This is a genomic window from Bradyrhizobium elkanii USDA 76 (assembly GCF_023278185.1).
Classification (GTDB): domain Bacteria; phylum Pseudomonadota; class Alphaproteobacteria; order Rhizobiales; family Xanthobacteraceae; genus Bradyrhizobium; species Bradyrhizobium elkanii.
The window spans coordinates 2,013,406-2,032,332 of the sequence record NZ_CP066356.1; the positions used below are offsets into that span (position 1 = coordinate 2,013,406).

18 protein-coding genes and 1 pseudogene are annotated in these 18,927 nt (G+C 65.3%); 10 read left to right on the forward strand and 9 right to left on the reverse strand.

Annotation, left to right across the window (positions count from 1 at the left end; translation table 11 throughout):
* Window positions 1-54: 54 nt before the first annotated feature.
* The 5 genes from JEY66_RS09750 (at window position 55) to JEY66_RS09770 (ending at window position 5,323) form a co-directional block, all read left to right on the forward strand.
* Entirely contained in the window at window positions 55-1,491 is a 1,437-nt protein-coding gene (locus JEY66_RS09750; protein ID WP_018273452.1) for an FAD-dependent oxidoreductase, read from the forward strand.
* A gap of 96 nt (window positions 1,492-1,587) precedes the next feature.
* Window positions 1,588-2,517, forward strand: a complete 930-nt coding sequence (locus JEY66_RS09755) for a TauD/TfdA dioxygenase family protein (RefSeq protein ID WP_026193298.1) — start codon at window positions 1,588-1,590, stop codon at window positions 2,515-2,517.
* 25 nt (window positions 2,518-2,542) lie between these two features.
* On the forward strand, window positions 2,543-3,598 hold the full coding sequence (locus JEY66_RS09760) for an ABC transporter substrate-binding protein (protein ID WP_016840149.1): 1,056 nt from the start codon (window positions 2,543-2,545) through the stop codon (window positions 3,596-3,598).
* A complete protein-coding gene (locus JEY66_RS09765) occupies window positions 3,595-4,461 on the forward strand; it encodes an ABC transporter ATP-binding protein (RefSeq protein WP_016840147.1) in 867 nt (288 codons plus the stop codon). The genes JEY66_RS09760 and JEY66_RS09765 overlap by 4 nt, the downstream gene beginning before the upstream one ends.
* Window positions 4,454-5,323: an ABC transporter permease gene (locus JEY66_RS09770; RefSeq protein ID WP_174771011.1), complete on the forward strand. Its 870-nt coding sequence runs from the start codon at window positions 4,454-4,456 to the stop codon at window positions 5,321-5,323. The genes JEY66_RS09765 and JEY66_RS09770 overlap by 8 nt, the downstream gene beginning before the upstream one ends.
* A gap of 9 nt (window positions 5,324-5,332) precedes the next feature.
* Here JEY66_RS09770 and epsC read toward each other — a convergent pair.
* The 6 genes and pseudogenes from epsC to JEY66_RS09805 form a co-directional block, all read right to left on the reverse strand.
* A pseudogene (gene epsC, locus JEY66_RS45405) lies at window positions 5,333-6,285 on the reverse strand (serine O-acetyltransferase EpsC).
* A 19-nt stretch (window positions 6,286-6,304) separates the two neighbouring features.
* Window positions 6,305-6,877, reverse strand: coding sequence for a flavin reductase family protein (locus JEY66_RS09785; RefSeq protein WP_016840141.1), 573 nt, complete (start codon window positions 6,875-6,877; stop codon window positions 6,305-6,307).
* Between the two features lie 138 nt (window positions 6,878-7,015).
* On the reverse strand, window positions 7,016-8,245 hold the full coding sequence (locus JEY66_RS09790; RefSeq protein ID WP_016840138.1) for an acyl-CoA dehydrogenase family protein: 1,230 nt from the start codon (window positions 8,243-8,245) through the stop codon (window positions 7,016-7,018).
* A gap of 42 nt (window positions 8,246-8,287) precedes the next feature.
* Window positions 8,288-9,292 (reverse strand): NrtA/SsuA/CpmA family ABC transporter substrate-binding protein, encoded by a 1,005-nt coding sequence (locus tag JEY66_RS09795; protein WP_016840136.1) that lies wholly within the window; start codon window positions 9,290-9,292, stop codon window positions 8,288-8,290.
* A 10-nt stretch (window positions 9,293-9,302) separates the two neighbouring features.
* Complete coding sequence (locus JEY66_RS09800) at window positions 9,303-10,028, reverse strand: ABC transporter ATP-binding protein (RefSeq protein ID WP_018273451.1); 726 nt, start codon at window positions 10,026-10,028, stop codon at window positions 9,303-9,305.
* Window positions 10,025-10,780, reverse strand: coding sequence for an ABC transporter permease subunit (locus JEY66_RS09805; RefSeq protein ID WP_210291008.1), 756 nt, complete (start codon window positions 10,778-10,780; stop codon window positions 10,025-10,027). The genes JEY66_RS09800 and JEY66_RS09805 overlap by 4 nt, the downstream gene beginning before the upstream one ends.
* A gap of 420 nt (window positions 10,781-11,200) precedes the next feature.
* Here JEY66_RS09805 and JEY66_RS09810 point away from each other — a divergent pair, with 420 nt between their 5' ends.
* Entirely contained in the window at window positions 11,201-12,292 is a 1,092-nt protein-coding gene (locus tag JEY66_RS09810) for an LLM class flavin-dependent oxidoreductase (protein WP_016840124.1), read from the forward strand.
* Between the two features lie 5 nt (window positions 12,293-12,297).
* Here JEY66_RS09810 and JEY66_RS09815 read toward each other — a convergent pair whose 3' ends face one another.
* Window positions 12,298-13,638 carry an LLM class flavin-dependent oxidoreductase gene (locus tag JEY66_RS09815; RefSeq protein ID WP_018273450.1) on the reverse strand — a complete coding sequence of 447 codons (1,341 nt, stop codon included), beginning with the start codon at window positions 13,636-13,638 and terminating at the stop codon, window positions 12,298-12,300.
* Window positions 13,639-13,665: 27 nt separating this feature from the next.
* Window positions 13,666-13,953, reverse strand: a complete 288-nt coding sequence (locus JEY66_RS09820) for a hypothetical protein (protein ID WP_125459460.1) — start codon at window positions 13,951-13,953, stop codon at window positions 13,666-13,668.
* On the opposite strand from JEY66_RS09820, the gene JEY66_RS09825 reads away from it, so the two are divergent.
* The 4 genes from JEY66_RS09825 to JEY66_RS09840 are packed head-to-tail and all read left to right on the forward strand — an operon-like array spanning window position 13,952 to window position 17,727.
* A complete protein-coding gene (locus JEY66_RS09825; protein WP_018273449.1) occupies window positions 13,952-15,580 on the forward strand; it encodes an FAD-dependent oxidoreductase in 1,629 nt (542 codons plus the stop codon). The two genes, JEY66_RS09820 and JEY66_RS09825, sit on opposite strands and share 2 nt — an antisense overlap.
* Window positions 15,577-15,897, forward strand: coding sequence for a 4Fe-4S dicluster domain-containing protein (locus tag JEY66_RS09830; protein ID WP_016840109.1), 321 nt, complete (start codon window positions 15,577-15,579; stop codon window positions 15,895-15,897). The genes JEY66_RS09825 and JEY66_RS09830 overlap by 4 nt, the downstream gene beginning before the upstream one ends.
* 50 nt (window positions 15,898-15,947) lie before the next feature.
* Window positions 15,948-17,072 (forward strand): methionine ABC transporter ATP-binding protein, encoded by a 1,125-nt coding sequence (locus tag JEY66_RS09835; RefSeq protein WP_016840108.1) that lies wholly within the window; start codon window positions 15,948-15,950, stop codon window positions 17,070-17,072.
* Entirely contained in the window at window positions 17,062-17,727 is a 666-nt protein-coding gene (locus JEY66_RS09840) for a methionine ABC transporter permease (RefSeq protein ID WP_018273448.1), read from the forward strand. The genes JEY66_RS09835 and JEY66_RS09840 overlap by 11 nt, the downstream gene beginning before the upstream one ends.
* 13 nt (window positions 17,728-17,740) lie before the next feature.
* Here the strand turns inward: JEY66_RS09840 and JEY66_RS09845 are convergent, their stop codons facing one another.
* Window positions 17,741-18,748 (reverse strand): aliphatic sulfonate ABC transporter substrate-binding protein, encoded by a 1,008-nt coding sequence (locus JEY66_RS09845; protein ID WP_016840106.1) that lies wholly within the window; start codon window positions 18,746-18,748, stop codon window positions 17,741-17,743.
* Between the last annotated feature and the right edge of the window lie 179 nt (window positions 18,749-18,927).

Genomic DNA, 18,927 nt, shown 5'->3' on the forward strand with positions numbered 1-18,927 from the left:
GACTGAATGTCGATCGCTTTTACGATTTGCAACGTCAAAGCGAGGTGGTCATTCATGCCGCAATCCGATCCTGACAGCGTCGCCCGCGAGGCCCTCCGGCTGATCGGGGCCGACCCGCAGAACTGGGTGCCTGATCGCGACGGGATCGATCACAACGTCGTCGTGGTCGGCGGTGGCCAGTCCGGCGCGGCCTTCGCGTTTGCGTTTCGGCGCGCCGGGATCGGCGAGGTTTCGGTGATCGATGCCGCCGCCGACGCCAGCAAGGCCGGCGTGTGGCTCACGAGCGCGCGAATGCACAAGCTTCGCACCCCGAAGACGCTTCCAGGTCCGGAACTCGGTCTGCCCGGTCTCGGTTTCCAGGCATGGTATGAAGCGCGCCATGGCACGGCGGCCTTTGACGCGCTCGATCGGATTCCGCGGCTCGACTGGGCGACCTATCTCGACTGGTATCGCCGCGTGACTGGCGTCGGCATTCGTTACGGTACGCGGCTGCTCCGCATCGAGCCTGCAGCCGATCATCTGCGGGTACATCTGGAGCGGAGCGGGGTCACGACCATCGAGACCACGCGCAAGCTGGTGCTCGCAACCGGTTTTGCGGGTAGCGGGGGCGCTTATGTCCCTGACGTGCTGCGGGCCCTGCCGAAGCGATTCCATGCGCATACTTCGGAGAAGATCGATTTCAGGACGCTGCGTGGTCTCTCCGTTGCGGTGCTCGGGAGTGCTGCGTCGGCGTTCGATGCGGCGGCCGCGGCCCTTGAGGCCGGAGCGCGCGACGTTCATCTGTTTGCGCGCCGGGAGAGCTTGGCCGCGTTGCCGGTCATTCGGATCCGCGGCTACCCGGGAGCCTATGACAATTATGGCAGCCTGCCCGACGCGGTGCGCTGGCATCAGGCGAGCCGATTCAGGCAGGCTGGATCGACCCCGCCGCCGGATGCGATCTCGCGCGCGGTCGCCTTTCCCAATTTTCATCTGCATCTGGGCGCGCCGTGGACCTCGGCACAATTGAAAGGGGTACGGCCGGTCGCCATCACTCCGCAGGGCGAGATCGCGTTCGATTTCGCGATTGCGGGGACCGGGTATTCCGTCGATTTGGGCGCGCAGTCAGAGCTCGGCGATTTCGCCGACGAAATCCTGCTGTGGCGAGATCGCTTCGTGCCGCCTGACGGCGAAAAGGACGATAGCTTGGCAGCCTATCCCTATCTCGGGTCCGGGCACGAGTATCTGGAGAAAGTTCCGGGCCGCGCGCCGTATCTGAAGGACATTCACGTCTTCAACCCTGCAGCATTTGTCAGCTTCGGCTTGCCGATCGGCGACGTTCCAAGCTTCAAGCGCGACATTCCGGGGATCACGGCCAGGATCAGCCGCGATCTGTTCCTGGCCGACCTCGCATCTCACGAGGCGCGCATCAACGGAGAGATCGCGGAGGATTTCACCGCCGAGCTCTATGCGCCGGCTGTCTGGCGGCCGCCGCAGCCCGCCGCGGCGGAATAGCGAGGATCACGACCCATCATTCATCTCCGCCGTCGTTTCCGCGACCGGCGCATGGCGGAGCCTTGTCCAGGGGATCGCGGCAACGAGACCAACATCATGAGCAACACGACCACCATCGACAACGTCATTCCGCGCGCCGACATCGTCAAGCGCGCTGCCCGGCTTGGTGCCGAGATCAAGAATGTGAAGCTGTCGGGTGACCTTCCCGGCGCGCTCATCCGTGCCATCAACCAGGTGTTGCTCGAGCACAAGGTGATCTTCTTTCGCGACCAGGAGCACCTCGACGACGCCGAGCAGGAGCGCTTCGCGGTCAGGCTCGGCAAACTGGTGCCGCATCCGACCATCGGCCCGAGCAAGGGCACGTCGTCGATCCTCGAGCTGGATTCGGGGCGTGGCGGCGGCCGCGCGGACCAATGGCATACCGACGTCACGTTCGTCGATGCCTATCCGAAAATCTCGGTGCTGCGCGGCGTGGTGATCCCGCCCTATGGCGGTGACACCGTCTGGTCGAACACGGCGGCCGCCTATCTCGATCTGCCGGCACCACTGCGCAAGCTCGCCGACGAGCTCTGGGCGATTCACAGCAATGCCTATGATTACGCGGTGAAGTCTCGCGCCACCGACGCCGACAGAAAGCATTTCGACGAGGTATTCACCGGGACGATCTATGAGACCGAGCATCCGGTCGTGCGCGTTCATCCCGAAACGGGCGAGCACACGCTGGTGCTCGGCAATTTCGTCCAGCGCTTTGTCGGCCTGCCGAAATATGACGGCCAGAAGCTGTTCGATCTGTTCCAGTCTCACATCACGGCTCCCGAGAACACCGTGCGCTGGAGCTGGCGGGCCGGAGACGTCGCGATCTGGGACAATCGCGCGACCCAGCATTACGCCGTCAATGACTACGGCGATCAGCATCGCGTGGTGCGCCGCGCCACCATCGATGGCGAGGTTCCAGTCAGCGTCGACGGCCGCCACAGCGTGACGCGGATCAAATCGCCGAAGCCGCACCCGGCGAAGGCAGCCTGAGCATGTCGCCTATTGGAGCAACACCATGAATGCCATCGTTCGAATTCTGCGCGCGCGGCGAGCCGCTGCGCGCCGGGCGGCGCGATTGCTGCTGGCCGGAGCCTTTGCGTTGGGCCTGATCGCTCCGGCCTTCGCCGAGCCACCGCTCGAGAAGACCGAGATCCGCTATCAAGGCTGGGCCGGGCAGGTGACGTTCACCGAGCTCGCCGAGGACCTCGGCTACCTCGCGCCCCTCAAGCTCAAATGGGTTGGCAACACCATCAGCGGACCGCAGGACATCCAGACCGTCGTCACCGGCGACATCGACGTCGGCGGCGCTTTCTACGGCGCGATCATCAAGTTGATTGCGGCCAAGGCGCCGATCAAGGCGGTGGTCGGCTATTACGGTTCCGACGCGAACACCTATTACGGCTACTATGTGAAGGATGACAGTCCGATCAAGACTGCCCGCGACCTGATCGGCAAGAAGGTCGCGGTCAATACGCTTGGCGCCCATCTGGAGTTCGTGCTGCGAGAGTATCTGGCGCGGAACGGCCTTGGCGCCGGCGAGGCCAAGCAGGTGACATTGGTGGCGGTTCCACCCGTCACCGGCGAGCAGGCGCTGCGGCAAGGGCAGGTCGAGGTGAGCGCGCTCAGCGGCGTGTTGCGCGACAAGGCGCTGGAGCGTGGCGGGATCCGCTCGCTCTTCAACGATACCGATCTGTTCGGACAGTTCACCGGCGGTGCCTATGTGCTGCGGGAGAAGTTCATCAAGGACAATCCGAACACCGCCCGCAAGCTGGTTGACGGGATTTCGCGCGCCATCCAGTGGGCGCAGACGACGCCGCCCGATGAAGTGCGGGCCCGTTTCGACCGGATCATCACGGAACGCAAACGCAACGAGGATGCCTCCTCGATCAAGTACTGGAAGAGCACCGGCGTCGCGTCCAGGGGTGGCGTGATCTCGGATGCCGAGCTGCAGGTCTGGATCGACTGGCTGGTCAAGGACGGCCTGCTCAAGCCGGGCCAGATCAAGGCTTCGGACACCTACACCAACGAGTTCAACTATTTCCGTCCCGGAAAGACGGCGGAGGCGCGATGACGTCGGTCAAGATCAGCTTTGACAAGGTCCGCAAGGAGTTCGTCACCCGAGGCGAGGGAAGCCGGCCGGCGGGCCGCTTCACCGCGCTCGAGGACATTACGTTCGACGTGCGCGCCGGCGAATTCCTCGCCTTGGTCGGTCCAAGCGGTTGCGGCAAGTCGACATTGCTCGATCTGCTCGGCGGGCTTGCGACGCCGACCAGCGGCCGCATCCTGCTCGACGGCCGGCCGATCGTCGGGCCCGGACGCGACCGCGGCGTCGTGTTCCAGCAGTATGCGCTGTTTCCATGGCGTACCGCCGCGCAGAATGTCGAGTTCGGGCTCGACATTGCCGGCCTCAAGCCGAAGCAGCGCGGGGAGATCGCGCGGCACTTTCTCGACCTGGTGGGGCTGTCCGGTTTTGCCGACCGTTATCCGCACGAGCTTTCCGGCGGCATGAAGCAGCGCGTCGCGATCGCGCGGAGCCTGGCCTACGATCCGGAAGTGCTGCTGATGGACGAGCCGTTCGCCGCGCTCGACGCCCAGACGCGCGAAACGCTGCAGGGCGAGCTGCTGCGAATCTGGCGTGCCACCGGCAAGACCATCATCTTCATCACCCATGGCATCGACGAGGCGGTCGTGCTCGGCCAGCGCGTGGCGGTCATGACGTCGCGTCCGGGCCGAATCAAAGAGATCGTCGACATCCCCGCGGCCTTGCGCAGCGAAGCCGAGGATGTGCGCTCGTTGCCGGAATTCGGCCGCGTGCGCCATGAAATCTGGAGCCTGCTCCGCAAGGAAGTGCAGAAGGCGCAGCAGGGGCAATCGGCGGGTAGGGTCAGCGCAGGCCGTGTCGAGCGTGAAGTAGAGGAAGTCGCTCATGTCTAGCCTGGAGATGCTGACGTTGCTGGAGCTCGCGCATGGGCGGCGAGACGAGCACGCGCCGGCAGCGCGGTCACCGCTGGTGAGCGCGGTCCGCGCCGCGACCCGCGGTCTGGCAGCTTTCGGGCGCCGCTCCCTGCTGCTGATCGCCCTTCTGGCGATCTGGGAGGCCGCGCCCAGGCTCGGCTTGATCGACGCGGTGTTTCTGCCGCCCTTCTCTGATGTCAACGCCGCAGGCTGGCAGCTCGCGCAAACCGGCGAACTCTATGACGACGCCTCCGCGAGCCTGCTCCGCGCGCTGAGCGGGTTTCTGGTGTCGGTCGTGCTGTTCGTCCCGCTCGGGCTGGCCGTCGGCTGGCACACAAGGCTCGGCGATCTCCTAAACCAGTTCATCGAGGTTTGCCGCAATACCGCGCCGCTCGCGCTGTTGCCGGTGTTCATCCTGCTGCTTGGCATCGGCGAGCTCTCGAAGGTCACGATGGTGGTCTATAGCTGCGCCTGGCCGCTGCTGCTCAACACCATCGCCGCGGTGAAGCAGGTCGATCCGCTCTTGATCAAGTCGGCGCGGACCATGGGCGCGACCCCTCAGCAGCTGTTCCGCAAGGTGATCCTTCCGGCGGCGCTGCCGACGATCTTTGTCGGCATTCGCCTCGCCAGTGCGTCAGCCATGCTGGTGCTGGTCGCATCCGAGATGGTCGGCGCCAAGGCCGGTCTCGGCTATCTCATCATCAACAGCCAGTACAGCTTCCTGATCCCGCAGATGTATTTCGGCATAATCGGGATCACCGTGATCGGGCTGGCATTCAATGCCGTCCTGGAGGCGTTGGAACGGCGCTTGATGCGATGGAAGGCACAGGTTGCGGTGTGAGGCCGTGGTTCAGGCGCCGCTCGGACTGTTTCGTGCGGTGGCCTGCGTCACAATGCTGTTCGGCGGCACGTCCTTGGTCAGCCAGACGTTGCCGCCGATGGTCGACCCGCGGCCGATCGTGATCCGGCCGAGTATGGTTGCGCCGGCGTAGATTACGACGTCATCCTCGACGATCGGATGGCGGGCGTCGCCCTTGATCACATGGCCCTCGTCGTCGGTCGGGAAATGCCGCGCGCCGAGCGTGACCGCCTGATAGACCCGGACGTTGTTGCCGATGATTGCGGTTTCGCCGATCACGACGCCGGTGCCGTGATCGATGAAGAAGCCGGAGCCGATCCGAGCGCCGGGATGAATATCGATGCCGGTCCTTGTGTGGGCGATCTCCGACATCAGGCGCGCCACCAGCCGCGCGCCGATCTGTAAAGCAGATGCGCAAGGCGATGGTGGATGATGGCGGTCATCCCGGGATAGCCGATCAGGATCTCGGGAAAATTCCGCGCCGCCGGGTCTCCAACGAATGCCGCCCGCAGATCGTTGATCAGAAGTCCGCGGACCGACGGCAGTTGGGTGGCGAATGCGCGTGTCAGCTCGATCGCCTCTTCGTGCGCAAAGCCCGGCTCCAGCTCGTCGCCAACGAACAGCGCGCCGCGATGGATCTGCGCGCCGAGCGAATCCAATGCTGTGCTCAGCGTATTGCCGACGAAATAGTCGATGTTCTCGCCGTCGAGGTCCGATTGGCCGTAGTGGCGCGGAAACAGCGCCTCGGTGAGGCCATCCAGGATCGCCTCCAACGCGTCGCGCGAGGGGGCACGGCGAGCCTCGCCGTCTTGCCGAATGCTGTGGGTCTCCTCCCGCGACGTGCGCAACTCGGCCACGATCCGGTCGAGCTGCCAGCGACCTGGTAGTCTGCTGACCGCGCCGGCCGTTGACGGAGGCGATGCTGGCGGCAATTCGCGTTTCATGCTGCACCCTTTGTCTGTCCTAACGGACATGCGCCAGAGGAATGCTGACTTCGGCCAAGAGGTCGAGATCGGCCTCGTGATCGATCTGGACATACTGTCCGTTCCAGTAGGTGAGGCCGGACAGCCGATGCGACAATTCCATGCTGGCAAGGCGGCCCACGATGATGCCGTGGGAATGCCGCTCGATGATCTCCTCGACCTGGCATTCGATCATCGCAAGCGACCGCTGTAGCAACGGCACGCCCGAAGCTCCATGGGTCCAGTCGGTGCCTTCGAAGCGTTCCCTGCCGTTCAGCCAGCGATTGCTGAAGCGCTCGGCCAAGGCCTGCTGGTCGGAGCCGAGGATGTTGACGCCGAACAGCCGATGGCGGGCGATCGGTGCGAAGGACGATGCCTGCCGGTTGATGCTGACCAACAATCGGGGTGGGCTGGCGCTGAGTGACGTCAGCGAGGTCACCGTCATGCCGGTGACCTCCTCACCCTGTCCTGCGGTGATGATGCAAACGCCGCCGGGGAGGCGGCGCATGACAAGGCGAAATTGACGCTCGATCTCGTGGTCGGCGTCCACAAGATGAATATCCGGCTTGCTCATCGGGATTCTCCCTTGCATTGCCTCGCCGGATTGGACCTCGCCAGAGCGCTTTCGAGCGAAGTGGATACCGGTTCGCGTGAAGAAAACGCATCAAAACAGCAATCCAGAGCTCCGTGCCGATTCGATCGGAACGGAGCCCTAGAAGAAGCCCTTGGCGGGTAGCGGCGTGCCGCTGATCTCGTACTGTCCGATCGAGCGCGCCTTGAAGGTGTTTGGATTGTGCGACGCCAGCGTGCGCGCGTTGCGCCAGTGGCGGTCGAAATTGGTCGCCTTCTTGGTGGCCGAGGCGCCGCCGACGTCGAACAGCAGGCTGCCGCTCCGGATCGCGAATTCGTCCGCAACGATCTTGGCCTTGGCCGACAGCAGCGCGGCCTTGTGCGCGGCATCGACTGCGTTTTCGTCGCCTGCATCGAAAGCGTCGGTGGCGGCATCGAGCGCCTCCGCGGCCGCAAGCACCACGGTCTCGGCGGCGAATGCGCCGCTGGCGATCTGGCCGATGGTCTGTTGCAGCAGCGGATCGTCCGCTGGGACCTCACTCGGCGCGTAATAGAACGTCCGCTTGCGGGTCCGCACCAGGGCGCTGGCGTCGCGCAGCACGGCGCGCGCGATGCCGGCATTGATCGCGGTCAGGAACAGCTGGGCAAATGTGTTGGAGTAGGGAATGCCATAGCCGATGTCCGGTGCATCGAATACGACCTCCTGGCGCTTGACGCGCACGTTGCGGAAGTGAGTGGTGCCGGTCGCCGTCAGCCGCTGCCCGAGACCGTCCCAGTCGTCGATGAGCTCAACGCCGTCGCGGTTGATCGGAATCAGCACGGCGGCATTGGTGGCGGATGCGTCGGCGGTGCGAACGAGGACGTAGTCCGAATACAACGTGCCGGTGCTGTAGTATTTCGTGCCGTTGAGCAGGTAGTCGTCGCCGTCGGCAGTGAGTGCCGTGTTCGGCGTGACGTTGCCGACCTTCGGCGTGTCGAGCTCGGTCGCCGCAAGCCCGATGATTGCGCCGTCGGCGACTGCCTTCTGCCATTGCCTGTGCTGATCGTCCTTCGGCCGGCGCACCACGCGTTCGACGACGCTGAAATGGTTGCGCAGGATATGCGCGACATTGGCGTCGGCTTCGCCGAGACCGATGACGATCTCGAACAATGCGCGAATTGACAGGCCGGCACCGCCGGCTTCGATCGGTAGCCGCAACGCGCCGAGGCGGGCCTTGCGAACAAGATCGACTTGCGCGAACGGCAGGACGCGCTCGCGTTCGCGGTCGGCGGCGCCTTCCGCGATGCAGCCAAGCAGCGCGTCGATATCGGGCGCGTGGCTGCGGAGGCGGTCGGAAGGTTCCAGCGAGGTAGCGGATAAGGGCTTGTTCATTGGTATCACCCGAATGGCGTTGATTGATAGGACGGCTGCTGATCAGACCTGGGCCAAATGGTCGGTGACCTTGATCGGCTCCGGGAGCACCTTGCGCGCGACCAACCAGTCGGCGGCCCGTTGCAGTTCGGCGAGGAAGTTTTCGTCGTTGGCGGCGAAGTAGCGATACTGCCGGTTCAGCGCGATGAACTGGTCGCGGACCTGGTCGCTGTATTTGCCGGCCTTCTGCGCGATGTATTCGGCATCCTTGCTGTTCGCGGAGATCCACTTGCCTTCGGCGCGGAAGGCATCATTGACGGCCCGGACCAGCGCGGGATTGTCGGTCGCGAATTTTCGGGTGGTCAGGTAGGACGTGTAGTCGATCTGGAACTCGAGATCGCGACCTTCCAGAAAGATGTCGTGCGCCTTGTATTCGAGCCGCGCAATGTCGACGCCCGGGCTCCACATCGACCAGGCGTCGACCTTCCCGGAGGCCAGCGCCGGCGCTGCGTCCGGCGGGTTGAGATAGACGAACGTCACCTTGGAGCGGTCGACCTTGTGCTTCTCGAGCGCCGCAACCAGCAGGAATTCGCCGAGACCCGAACGGTTCACCGCCACCGACTTGCCGACGAGATCCTCGACTTTGTTTATGCCGGAGTCATCCCGCGCGATGATCGCAGTGGTGCGCGGCTCGTAGACCACGAATTGCGTGAACACCAGCGGTGAGCCGGCGATGATCGCGGCGAGTGCCGGCGTCGTGCTGCCGCCGAAGCTGAAATCGGCGCTGCCGCCGGTCACAGCCTGCAGCGTCGGTGCATGATTGGGGAACGGCCCGAGCCAATCGACCTTGATGCCGTCCCTGGCCAGCAGCTTCTCGAACTCGCCGCGCTCCTTGGCGATCAGATTGAGGCCGCTCAAACCCCAGGTCAGACGCACCGTGTCGGTGACGCGGCCGGTCGCCGCATGTGCCGGCCCGGACAGGTCAAGGCCGGCAAGCGCGCCGATGCCGAAAGCGGCACCGCCAAGGAAACTGCGACGGGTGGGGTTGGTGAACCGTGGGATAGACATCGATTGGTCCTCAGGCAGGAATGGGGTGAGAGGTGCCGACGCCGAGCTCCGCCAGCAGCTCGGCGCGGCCGATCGGCGCTGCGCCGTTACGTTTCATGCGATGCTCGAACGCGATCCGGCCCTCGCGCATCACCAGGATGCGGTCGGCGAGCGCGATCGCCTCGTCGACGTCGTGGGTGACCAGAAGAACGCCGGGCCGATGGGCGGCGACCAGCTCGCGCACCAGATCGTGCATGCGAATGCGGGTCAGCGCGTCGAGCGCGGCAAAGGGCTCATCGAGCAAGAGCAGCTCGGGCTCCTGCACCAGCGCGCGCGCCAGCGCCACGCGCTGCGCCTGGCCGCCCGAGAGGTTGCGCGGCCAGTCATCGAGACGGCCGCCGAGTCCGACCTCGGTTAGCGCGGTGGCGGCGCGCTGACGGGCGTCGCTCGCATCGAGGCCGAGCGCGACGTTGCGCCACAGACTGTCCCACGGTAGCAGCCGGTGCTCCTGGAAAACGACGGCCGGCCGCCGTGGTGCCGTGATGCGCCCGCCGTCGATCGCATCGAGGCCGGCCAGCGCCCGCAGCAGCGTGGTCTTGCCGCACCCGCTTTCGCCGAGCAGGACGACGAACTCGCCGCGCTCGATGCGCAGGTTGAGGTTCTCGATCACCACGCGGCTGCCATAGGCGCGATGCAGTCCCGTCACCACGACGGCCGGCGCAATCGCGGCCGGTGAGAGCACGGCGTGCAGCGTCATCGCGCGCCTCCATAGTTGGGATGCCAGGCCAATAGCCGTCGCTCCAGAGCGCGCGCGATGCCGTCGGCGGCGACGCCGATCAGCGCATAGATCACGATCGTCGGCACGATCACGTCGGTGCGCAGGAATTCGCGCGCATCCATGGCGAGAAAGCCGATGCCGGACTGGGCGCCGATGGTCTCCGCGACCACCAGTGCCAGCCATGCGGTTGCCAGCGCATAGCGCACACCGGTCAGGATCGAGGGCAACGCGCCGGGCAGGATGACGCGCCGGATCAGCTCGAATGTCCCGAGGCCCTGGACGCGGCCGAGCTCGAGCAGCTTCGGGTCGACCTGCCGGATACCCAGCGTGGTGTTGATGTAGATCGGGAAGGCGACGCCGAGCGCGACCAGGAAGATCTTCTGGGCTTCGCCGACGCCGAGCCAGACGATCACCAGCGGCAGCGCGGCGAGAAACGGGATCGCGCGGATCATCTGGATGCTGCGGTCGATCGCGGCCTCCGCGATCCGCGAGAAACCCACGAGGATGCCGAGCGCGAATCCAACGCTGCCGCCGATCGCAAAGCCGGCCGTTGCGCGCAGCAGGCTGACGCCGAGATCGTTCAGCAGGCTTCCGTACGTCGCCAGCCTGAATGCCGTCCGGACCACCTTGCTCGGTGCCGGCAGCACCTGCGGCGAGAGCCAACCGGCCTGCGCCAGCAATTCCCAGACGATCAGAAGTACGACCGGGGCGAGCCACGACAGCAGCAGCATGCCACGCCGGCCGATCTCCACTCGTGCCTTCCGGGACGGCGATGCGGTTTGATCGCTGCGCGGCGTTGAATCAAACGCGATTGATGACGCAGCCTGTTCGAGGTTGCTCAAGTTTGTTCTGTCCTCGTCCAACATTGCGCGCGAGCCTCATTGATCGCGCGCGGCATAGTCCGCCGTTCTCTCGATCGACGGTTCGTCGTCGTTCGAAAAGGCGCGCGGCTCATGCGACGCAAACTGTCCCACGAATTTTCTCGAACAGAAATAGAGCCGTATTCCAATTGTCGCTGCGTCCGGAGTTTTCTGGTTTATCGGCGCGCGCGGCGCGGCAAGGATAATCTTTTGATGCGCCGCGGCTTGATCTGCCGCCGTGCTTCTTTGAAAACACGCCGACGTAACGTCAGGGAAATCGGAGACACCGGCATGTCGACACGACCGCTTCGCTTTGGCATCTGGGCGCTGGTCCATGGTTCGCGCGCGGCCTATCAGGATCCGGAGGAGCCGTATGACGCATCGTGGGAGCGCAATCGCGACCTCGTGCTTGCCGCCGAAGCGCTGGGCTACGATTCCACCTTGATCGCGCAGCACACCATCAATCCGCATCAGGAGGATCTCGATCAGCTCGAGGCCTGGAGCGCGGCGGCGGCCGTTGCGGCATTGACCAGCCGGATCGAGATCATCGCGGCCATCAAGCCCTATCTCTATCACCCGGTGGTTCTGGCCAAGCTCGCGCTCGGGATCGAGAACATCAGCCGCGGACGCTTCGCGATCAACCTGGTCAATGCCTGGAACCGGCCCGAGCTCGACAAGGCCGGCATCGGCTTTGCCGAGCACGATGCCCGTTACGCTTATGGCCGCGAGTGGATCACGATTGTCTCGCGCCTGATGCAGGGCGAGCGGTTGACCTACAAGGGCGAGCATTTCGACGTCCGCGATTATCTGCTGCGGCCGACGAGCCTCCACCGACCGCGACCGTTGGTCTATGTCGGCGGCGAGTCCGAACCGGCGCGCGCTTTGGTCGCCGACCACGGCGACGTCTGGTTCATCAACGGTCAGCCGCTCGAGGATGTCGCGGGCCTCATTGCCGACGTGGCGGCGCGGCCGCGGAGTTCGGCGCCGCTTCGCTTCGGGCTGTCCGCCTTCGTCATCGCGCGCCGGACGCAGGCCGAGGCCCAGGCCGCCTATGAGCGGCTGCTGGAGCTGTCGCGGAAGGACGCCTCGATGAAGGCGATCCAGCGGCAGAACACCGATCCGAAGGTGGTGATGATGCAGACCATGCAGAAGTCGGAGCGGGTCGGCAGCAACGGCGGCACCGCTGCCGGGCTGGTCGGCAGTTATGATGACGTGGCCGCCCGGATCCGGGCGTTCCATGCCGCGGGCATCGAGTTGTTCATGCTGCAGTTCCAGCCTTTCGAGGCCGAGATGGAGCGCTTTGCGAAGGAGATCATCCCGCGCGTCCGCGCAGCGTCATCTGTTGCGAATGATACGCGAGCACTGCTGGCGGGTTCGCAGTAGCTGCGTCACGCGGTTGCGGCGGCTTCCGTCTGACGCGCAAAGCGGCTGATCGGCCGAGGCAAGCCAAAATGCTCACGCAAGGTGGTGCCGGCGTAATTGGTTCGGAACAGACCGCGGCGCTGCAGGATCGGCACCACGCTGTCGACGAAGATTTCGAGCCCCGTCGGCAACACGTCGGGCATCAGATTGAATCCGTCGGCCGCGCCAGCCCTGAACCAGGCCTCGATGTCGGTGGCGATCTGCTCGGGCGTGCCGACGATGATGCGGTGTCCGACCCCACCGCCGAGTGCCCGCAACAACTGCCGGACGGTGAGGTTGCCGCGGCGCGCAATGTTCACCGTGCCCTGGAACATGGTGTGGTTGGCGTTGGACGGCAGTGGCAGTGGATCGGGTAGCGGCTTGTCGAGCTCTAGAATCGCAGAATCGACCTGCAAGGTGCCCGCGAGACGCGCCAGGCTGTACTCGATCGGAACCAGCTCCCACAGCTCATCCTGCCGCCGTTTCGCCTCGGCTTCGGTGCTGCCGATCACGGTGGCAAGGCCCGGCAGGATGACGATGGAGTCGCCGGCGCGGCCGTAGGCCGCAGCGCGGGCGCGCAGGTCGCGCGCATAGGCGACGCCTTCCTCGATCGTCTGGGCCAGCGTGAACACGGCTTCGGCCTGCGCGGCAGCGAGGTCACGGCCGTCGCTCGAGCCGCCGGCCTGCACGGTCACCGGGCGGCCCTGCGGCGAACGCGGCACGTTGAGCGGACCGGCCACGGAGTAATGGGCGCCGCGATGCCCGATCGGATGAACCTTCGACGTATCGACAAATCGCGCCGACGACTTGTCGCCGACAAAGGCGTCGTCCTCCCAACTGTCCCACAGTGCATGGACGACCTCGGCGAACTCCTTGGCGCGCTCGTAGCGGGCCTTGTGCTCCAGCACGTGGCTGAGGCCGAAATTTCGGCTGGCCGACGCGTCGGCCGTGGTTACGGCATTCCAGCCGGCGCGGCCGCCGCTCGCCAGGTCCAGGGTCGCGAAGCGGCGCGCGATGTTGTAGGGCTCGTTGTAGGTGGTCGAGGCGGTCGCGATCAACCCGACATGGCTGGTCGCCGCGGCCACCGATGCCAGCACGATCGTCGGTTCCATCGACATGAAGGAACGGTAGTCGATGCGGTCAGTGATCGCCGGCGTGTCGGCAAGGAAGATCGCATCGAGCTTGCCGCGCTCGGCGATCTCAGCCACGCGCACATAATGGCTGACGTCGAAGCAGGCGCGAGGATCGCTTTCGGGCAGCCGCCACGCCGACGCATAGACGCCGGAGTGCAACAGGTTGACATTGAGGTGAAGCTGACGATCGGACATGGCTGCCACGCATTGAGGTGAGACGATTCACGAAATATCGCCTGTCTGGCCGCATGAAAACGAGCGGCCGGCGCGCGCATGCAAAAAGAAATATCCGTCTCCGCTGCGCGATCTCCGGACAAATTCGGTGTCGATCTTCTGCAATGAACGGAACGTCCTGTCCGTCGCCGCATGAATATTCTTTTGCGCGCAGCGGCGGGGGAAGCTTCGTCCAAGTCTGCGCAAATATCTGACATTGCCAGGGAAGCCTACGCGCGTAACGATGCTGTTGCGGCGCATTGCAAGCAATCGGTGCCCCCCGGAGAACTGAACCATGACAGTCCACGAGCGACGCGCCGAACAGCGAACCGTGCCAGGCGGCTCGGTCGAATTCGACGCTGATGTGCTGGTGATCGGCGGCGGACCGGCGGGCACGTGGGCCGCGGTGAGCGCCGCGGAGCGCGGCGCGCGCGTCGTGCTCGCCGACAAGGGATTTTGCGGCACGTCGGGTGCCACCGCGGCTGCCGGCACCGGCGTCTGGTATGTCGATCCCAATCCGGCGCTGCGCGAGGCCGCGATGGCCAATCGCGAAAAGATGGGCGGGCACCTGCAGGATCGCCGCTGGATGGCGCGCGTGCTCGACCAGACTTACGAGGACAGCAATCGTCTGGCAGCCTGGGGTTACCCTTACCCGGTCGACGACAGTGGCAAGTCGCAGCGCAACTCGCTGCAGGGGCCGGAATACATGCGCCTGATGCGCAAGCGCACCAAGCAGGCCGGTGTCACCATCCTCGATCACAGCCCGGCGCTTGAGCTGCTGGTGGAGGACGACGGCTCGGTTGCGGGAGCCAGTGGCGTTCGCCGCCAGAAGCACGATCGCTGGATCGTGCGCGCCAAGGCCGTCGTCATCGCGACCGGCGGCTGTGCGTTCCTGAGCAAGACGCTGGGATCGAATGTGCTGACCGGAGACGGCTATCTGATGGCCGCGGAGGTCGGGGCCGAGTTCAGCAGCATGGAGTTCTCCAACCCTTACGCGATCTCGCCGGCGTTCGGCTCTGTGACCAAGACGCTGTTCTATGGCTGGGCGACCTTCAGCTATGAGGACGGCAGTGTCGTTCCCGGTGCGGCATCCAAGGGCGGGCGATCGGCGATTGCGCGCGCGCTGCTTCAGGGACCGGTCTATGCCCGCCTCGACAAGGCCGACGACGACGTGCAGCGTCACATGCGCGCGTCGCAGCCGAATTTCTTCCTGCCGTTCGATCGCACCGGCATCGATCCCTTCAGGGAGCGTTTTCCCGTCACCTTGCGGCTCGAAGGCACCGTGCGCGGCACCGGCGGCCTTCGCATTGTCGACGACAGCTGCGCCACCAGCGTCCCGGGACTCTATGCCGCCGGCGATGCAGCGACGCGCGAATTGATCTGCGGCGGCTTCACCGGCGGCGGCAGCCACAACGCCGCCTGGGCGATGTCATCGGGGACCTGGGCCGGATCGGGCGCTGCCGGCTATGCAAGGCAGCTGGGCCCGGCACGTCAGCGACGCCTCGTCTCCGCCGGCACCGTTGCGTTTCGAAGCAGAGCGGGTCGCGCGTTTGAGCCGGCCGCGCTGGCAAAGGCAGTCCAGGACGAGGTCTATCCGTATGAGTTGAACTATTTCCGGCACGCCTCGCGTCTCGAAGGAGCGCTGGCGCGGCTCGATGCGGAATGGTCCGACGCCTCGGCGGCCGATGCGGCGAGCAAGGACGATCTGCTGCGCGCCCGTGAGAGTGCGGCCATGCTGGCGACGTCGCGCTGGATGTACCGCAGCGCGCTGGCGCGGAACGAAAGCCGCGGCATGCATCGCCGCGACGACTATCCCGATCAGGACGACCGCCAACGCCATTACGTGACGAGCGGCGGCCTCGATGAGGTCTGGACCACGGTGCGGCCGCATGCCGATGCCAGCTATGCAGAGGCCGCGGAATGATCGAGGTGATCGACGCCGAGCGCTGCACGTCCTGCGACATCTGCGTGAATGTCTGCCCCACCAATGTCTTCGACAAGACGGAGGGGATTCCGGTGATCGCCCGTCAGGGCGATTGCCAGACCTGTTTCCTCTGCGAACTGTATTGTCCCGAGGACGCGCTTTACGTGTCGCCTTATGCGGAGGAGCCTCGCCCGACCGATGTGGTAGCGCTGCGGCAGACTGCCGCGTTGGGTAGCTACCGCCGCGCGGTCGGCTGGACCGACGAGACGCGCGATCTCCGCGGCATCGACCGCAGCTATCTGCTCTTTGGTCATTGAGCCCGGGCTGTGCCCGGCGACCGAAGCCATTTCGCAATTGGACCGACCGAATGAATGTACATCAATCCCTGACGACGGCGCAGCCTGTTGCGCCGCTGCCACCCATTCCGCTCGCATCAAGCGCCGGCGATGCCATGATCCGCTTCGAGGCGGTCTCGAAGGTCTACCCGGCCTATCGTGACAAGCCGAGCGTCCATGCCTTGCAGGCGATCGACTTCGCGATTCCGCGCGGCTCGATCACCGGCGTGATCGGCCGCTCCGGCGCCGGCAAATCGAGCCTCGTCCGCCTCATCAACGGGCTTGAGAAACCGTCGAGCGGCAGCGTCGTCGTCGATAACAGCGAGATCTCGGCGCTTGCCGGCCGCGAGTTGCGCCTGGCGCAGCGTTCGATCGGCATGATCTTCCAGCACTTCAACCTGTTGTCGTCGCGGACGGCGGCGGACAATATTGCCTTGCCGCTCGAGATCGCCGGCTGGTCCAGGGCTGACATTGCCGTCCGTGTGGCCGAGCTGCTCGAGCTCGTCGGCATTGCCGACAAGTACGATCGCTATCCGTCCGAATTGTCCGGCGGCCAGAAACAGCGCATCGGCATCGCCCGTGCGCTAGCGACACGGCCGAATGTGCTGCTGTCCGACGAGGCGACGTCGGCGCTCGATCCGCAGACTACGCGCGCGATTCTGGACCTGCTGGCCAACATCAATCGCGAGCTCGGGGTCACGATCGTGCTGATCACCCACGAGATGTCGGTTGTCCGCCAGCTCGCCAAGGAGGTTGCGGTGATCGACGGCGGCCATGTCGTCGAGCGAGGTCATGTCGCGGAGATCTTCACGCATCCCCGGCATCCGGTCACGCAGGCGTTCCTTTCCGAGGTGATCGGGGACAGTGTTCCGGTCTCGCTGGCGAGCCGCCTTTCGCCGCAACCGGTTGCAGGCGGGCAGGCGGTCCTTCGCGTCCAGGTGCGCGGCACCGAAGCCGGCGACACCGTGGTGGCGCGGCTTTCGCGCGAGTTGTCCCATGACGTGGCGCTGCTGTCGGCACGCATCGATGAGATCGGCGGCCAGCACGTGGGTTCGCTGATCCTCGGCATTCCCGGCGGTGAAGCCGCGGCCAGCCGGGCCCTGGCCTATCTTTCTCAGCATGACATTCTGGTGGAGCGTCTCGGCTATGTCGCGTGAACTCATCAACCTGATCGTTCAGGCCACCGGCGAGAGCCTCTTCATGGTCTCGGTGGCCGCGCTGGTTGCGACCGCGCTGGGCCTTCCGCTTGGCGTCTTCCTGGCGACCAGCCGGAAAGGCGAGCTGTTCGCCGCACCGTCAGCCAATGGCGTGCTCGGCGTCATCGTCAATGCGGCCCGCTCGACGCCGTTCATCATCCTGGTGGTTGCGATCATTCCTTTCACGCGGCTGATTGCCGGCACCTCGATCGGATCGGGCGCGGCAATTGTGCCGCTCACCATCGCGGCGACGCCGTTCATCGCCCGTCTGGTCGAGGCGGCGATCCGCGAGGTCGATGCCGGTCTGATCGAGACGGCGTCCTCGTTCGGTGCGAGCCCGCTGCAGATTGTGTTCAAGGTGCTGATCCCGGAGGCCTTGCCGGGGGTGGTGCTGGCCCTGACGCTCGCGGTGGTCAGCCTGCTCGGCTACTCCGCAATGGTCGGGGCCGTCGGAGGCGGCGGCCTCGGCGACCTCGGCATTCGCTACGGCTATCAGCGCTTCATGCCCGAAATGATGTTGGCGGTCGTCGTCGTTTTGATCGCGCTGGTTCAGACCGTGCAGACCGCCGGCGACTACCTGGCGCGCCGCGTCAATCGCCGCCTGCGTCATCGCTAAAGAGGCAGCGCCGTCACGATCCCTTCGGCGCCCAGATCTTGACGTCGCCGGTATCGACCTTGCGTGGCAGCAGACCTTCGGCCGTGAAGGTATCGGCGATCCGCTGCTGCTCGGAAAGGCCGGCCGCGCTGACCACGCCGACCTTGTAGGAGCGGTGGCTGTTGGCCTCCTCCACCGTGGCGGCGTCGATGCCCCACAGGCCGGCGAGCAGAGCCGCGGCCTCGTTCGGGTTGGCTTTGACCCAGGTGCCGGTTTCGACCAGCCTGGCAAAGATGGCATTCAGTGCATCGGCCCGCTTTTCGGCGAACGCGGCCGACGCGAGATAGTAGCGCTTGTAGCTTGCGAGCCCGCCGCTGCCGTCGGTCAGGATGCGCGCGCCGGACTGGCGTTGCGCGCTGCTGAGGAACGGATCCCAGGCGACCCAGGCATCGACATTGCCGCTGACGAACGCCGCGCGGCCATCGGCCGGCGTCAGATAGGCCGGCGTGATGTCCTTGAAGGACAGTCCGGCCTTGGCAAGTACCGCAAGCAGCAGGAAGTGGCTGCCCGCGCCCTTGGTGACCGCGACCTTCTTGCCCTTGAGATCGGCCGGCGACCTGATCGCGGACTCCTTCGGCACCAGGATCGCCTGCGCCGATGGAGAAGCAGCTTCCTCGGCGACGTAAGCGAGCTTGGCGCCGGCGGCCTGGGCGAAGATCGGCACGGTATCGGCGACGTCGGCCCCGAAATCGATGCTGCCGACATTGATGGCCTCGAGCAGCGGCAGGCCGCTGGTGAACTCATGCCATGACACGGTGATGCCGAGCGGCGCCAACGCCTTCTCCAGCGCGCCGTTGGTTTTCAGGATCGCGGTCAGCGTCGACGATTTCTGGTAGCCGATCCGCATTTCTTCGGCGGCCGCAGGCCGAATCAGCGAGGTCATCGCAAGCAGCCCGATGGCGGCGACAGCAAGACGGCGCGACATCGCAACCGCCGATGATGCGGCCTGTGCTGGCGAGACGGGGCGGGCAAAGATGGGCATGGCAAGTCGTCCTGAGCCGGTTCGATCTGTTGCCATTTGTGTGCAATCGGAGCACCGGAGGCAATCGCGGAGAAATCGTCCGAACGAGTGCAATTTTCTCTGCAAGCGAAGTCCGCGAGAATAGTATTTTTGGCGCGCGCGGTGCGGCCGGCATCAGCAGATAAGCCGCTCGCTGCGCC

What these genes read in the sequence shown, in the direction of transcription:
- JEY66_RS09750 (WP_018273452.1), top strand. Translation starts at nt 55, where the DNA reads ATGCCGCAATCCGATCCTGACAGCGTCGCCCGCGAGGCCCTCCGGCTG.
- JEY66_RS09755 (WP_026193298.1), top strand. Translation starts at nt 1,588, where the DNA reads ATGAGCAACACGACCACCATCGACAACGTCATTCCGCGCGCCGACATC.
- JEY66_RS09760 (WP_016840149.1), top strand. Translation starts at nt 2,543, where the DNA reads ATGAATGCCATCGTTCGAATTCTGCGCGCGCGGCGAGCCGCTGCGCGC.
- JEY66_RS09765 (WP_016840147.1), top strand. Translation starts at nt 3,595, where the DNA reads ATGACGTCGGTCAAGATCAGCTTTGACAAGGTCCGCAAGGAGTTCGTC.
- JEY66_RS09770 (WP_174771011.1), top strand. Translation starts at nt 4,454, where the DNA reads ATGTCTAGCCTGGAGATGCTGACGTTGCTGGAGCTCGCGCATGGGCGG.
- JEY66_RS09785 (WP_016840141.1), bottom strand. Translation starts at nt 6,877, where the DNA reads ATGAGCAAGCCGGATATTCATCTTGTGGACGCCGACCACGAGATCGAG.
- JEY66_RS09790 (WP_016840138.1), bottom strand. Translation starts at nt 8,245, where the DNA reads ATGAACAAGCCCTTATCCGCTACCTCGCTGGAACCTTCCGACCGCCTC.
- JEY66_RS09795 (WP_016840136.1), bottom strand. Translation starts at nt 9,292, where the DNA reads ATGTCTATCCCACGGTTCACCAACCCCACCCGTCGCAGTTTCCTTGGC.
- JEY66_RS09800 (WP_018273451.1), bottom strand. Translation starts at nt 10,028, where the DNA reads ATGACGCTGCACGCCGTGCTCTCACCGGCCGCGATTGCGCCGGCCGTC.
- JEY66_RS09805 (WP_210291008.1), bottom strand. Translation starts at nt 10,780, where the DNA reads ATGCTGCTGCTGTCGTGGCTCGCCCCGGTCGTACTTCTGATCGTCTGG.
- JEY66_RS09810 (WP_016840124.1), top strand. Translation starts at nt 11,201, where the DNA reads ATGTCGACACGACCGCTTCGCTTTGGCATCTGGGCGCTGGTCCATGGT.
- JEY66_RS09815 (WP_018273450.1), bottom strand. Translation starts at nt 13,638, where the DNA reads ATGTCCGATCGTCAGCTTCACCTCAATGTCAACCTGTTGCACTCCGGC.
- JEY66_RS09825 (WP_018273449.1), top strand. Translation starts at nt 13,952, where the DNA reads ATGACAGTCCACGAGCGACGCGCCGAACAGCGAACCGTGCCAGGCGGC.
- JEY66_RS09820 (WP_125459460.1), bottom strand. Translation starts at nt 13,953, where the DNA reads ATGGTTCAGTTCTCCGGGGGGCACCGATTGCTTGCAATGCGCCGCAAC.
- JEY66_RS09830 (WP_016840109.1), top strand. Translation starts at nt 15,577, where the DNA reads ATGATCGAGGTGATCGACGCCGAGCGCTGCACGTCCTGCGACATCTGC.
- JEY66_RS09835 (WP_016840108.1), top strand. Translation starts at nt 15,948, where the DNA reads ATGAATGTACATCAATCCCTGACGACGGCGCAGCCTGTTGCGCCGCTG.
- JEY66_RS09840 (WP_018273448.1), top strand. Translation starts at nt 17,062, where the DNA reads ATGTCGCGTGAACTCATCAACCTGATCGTTCAGGCCACCGGCGAGAGC.
- JEY66_RS09845 (WP_016840106.1), bottom strand. Translation starts at nt 18,748, where the DNA reads ATGCCCATCTTTGCCCGCCCCGTCTCGCCAGCACAGGCCGCATCATCG.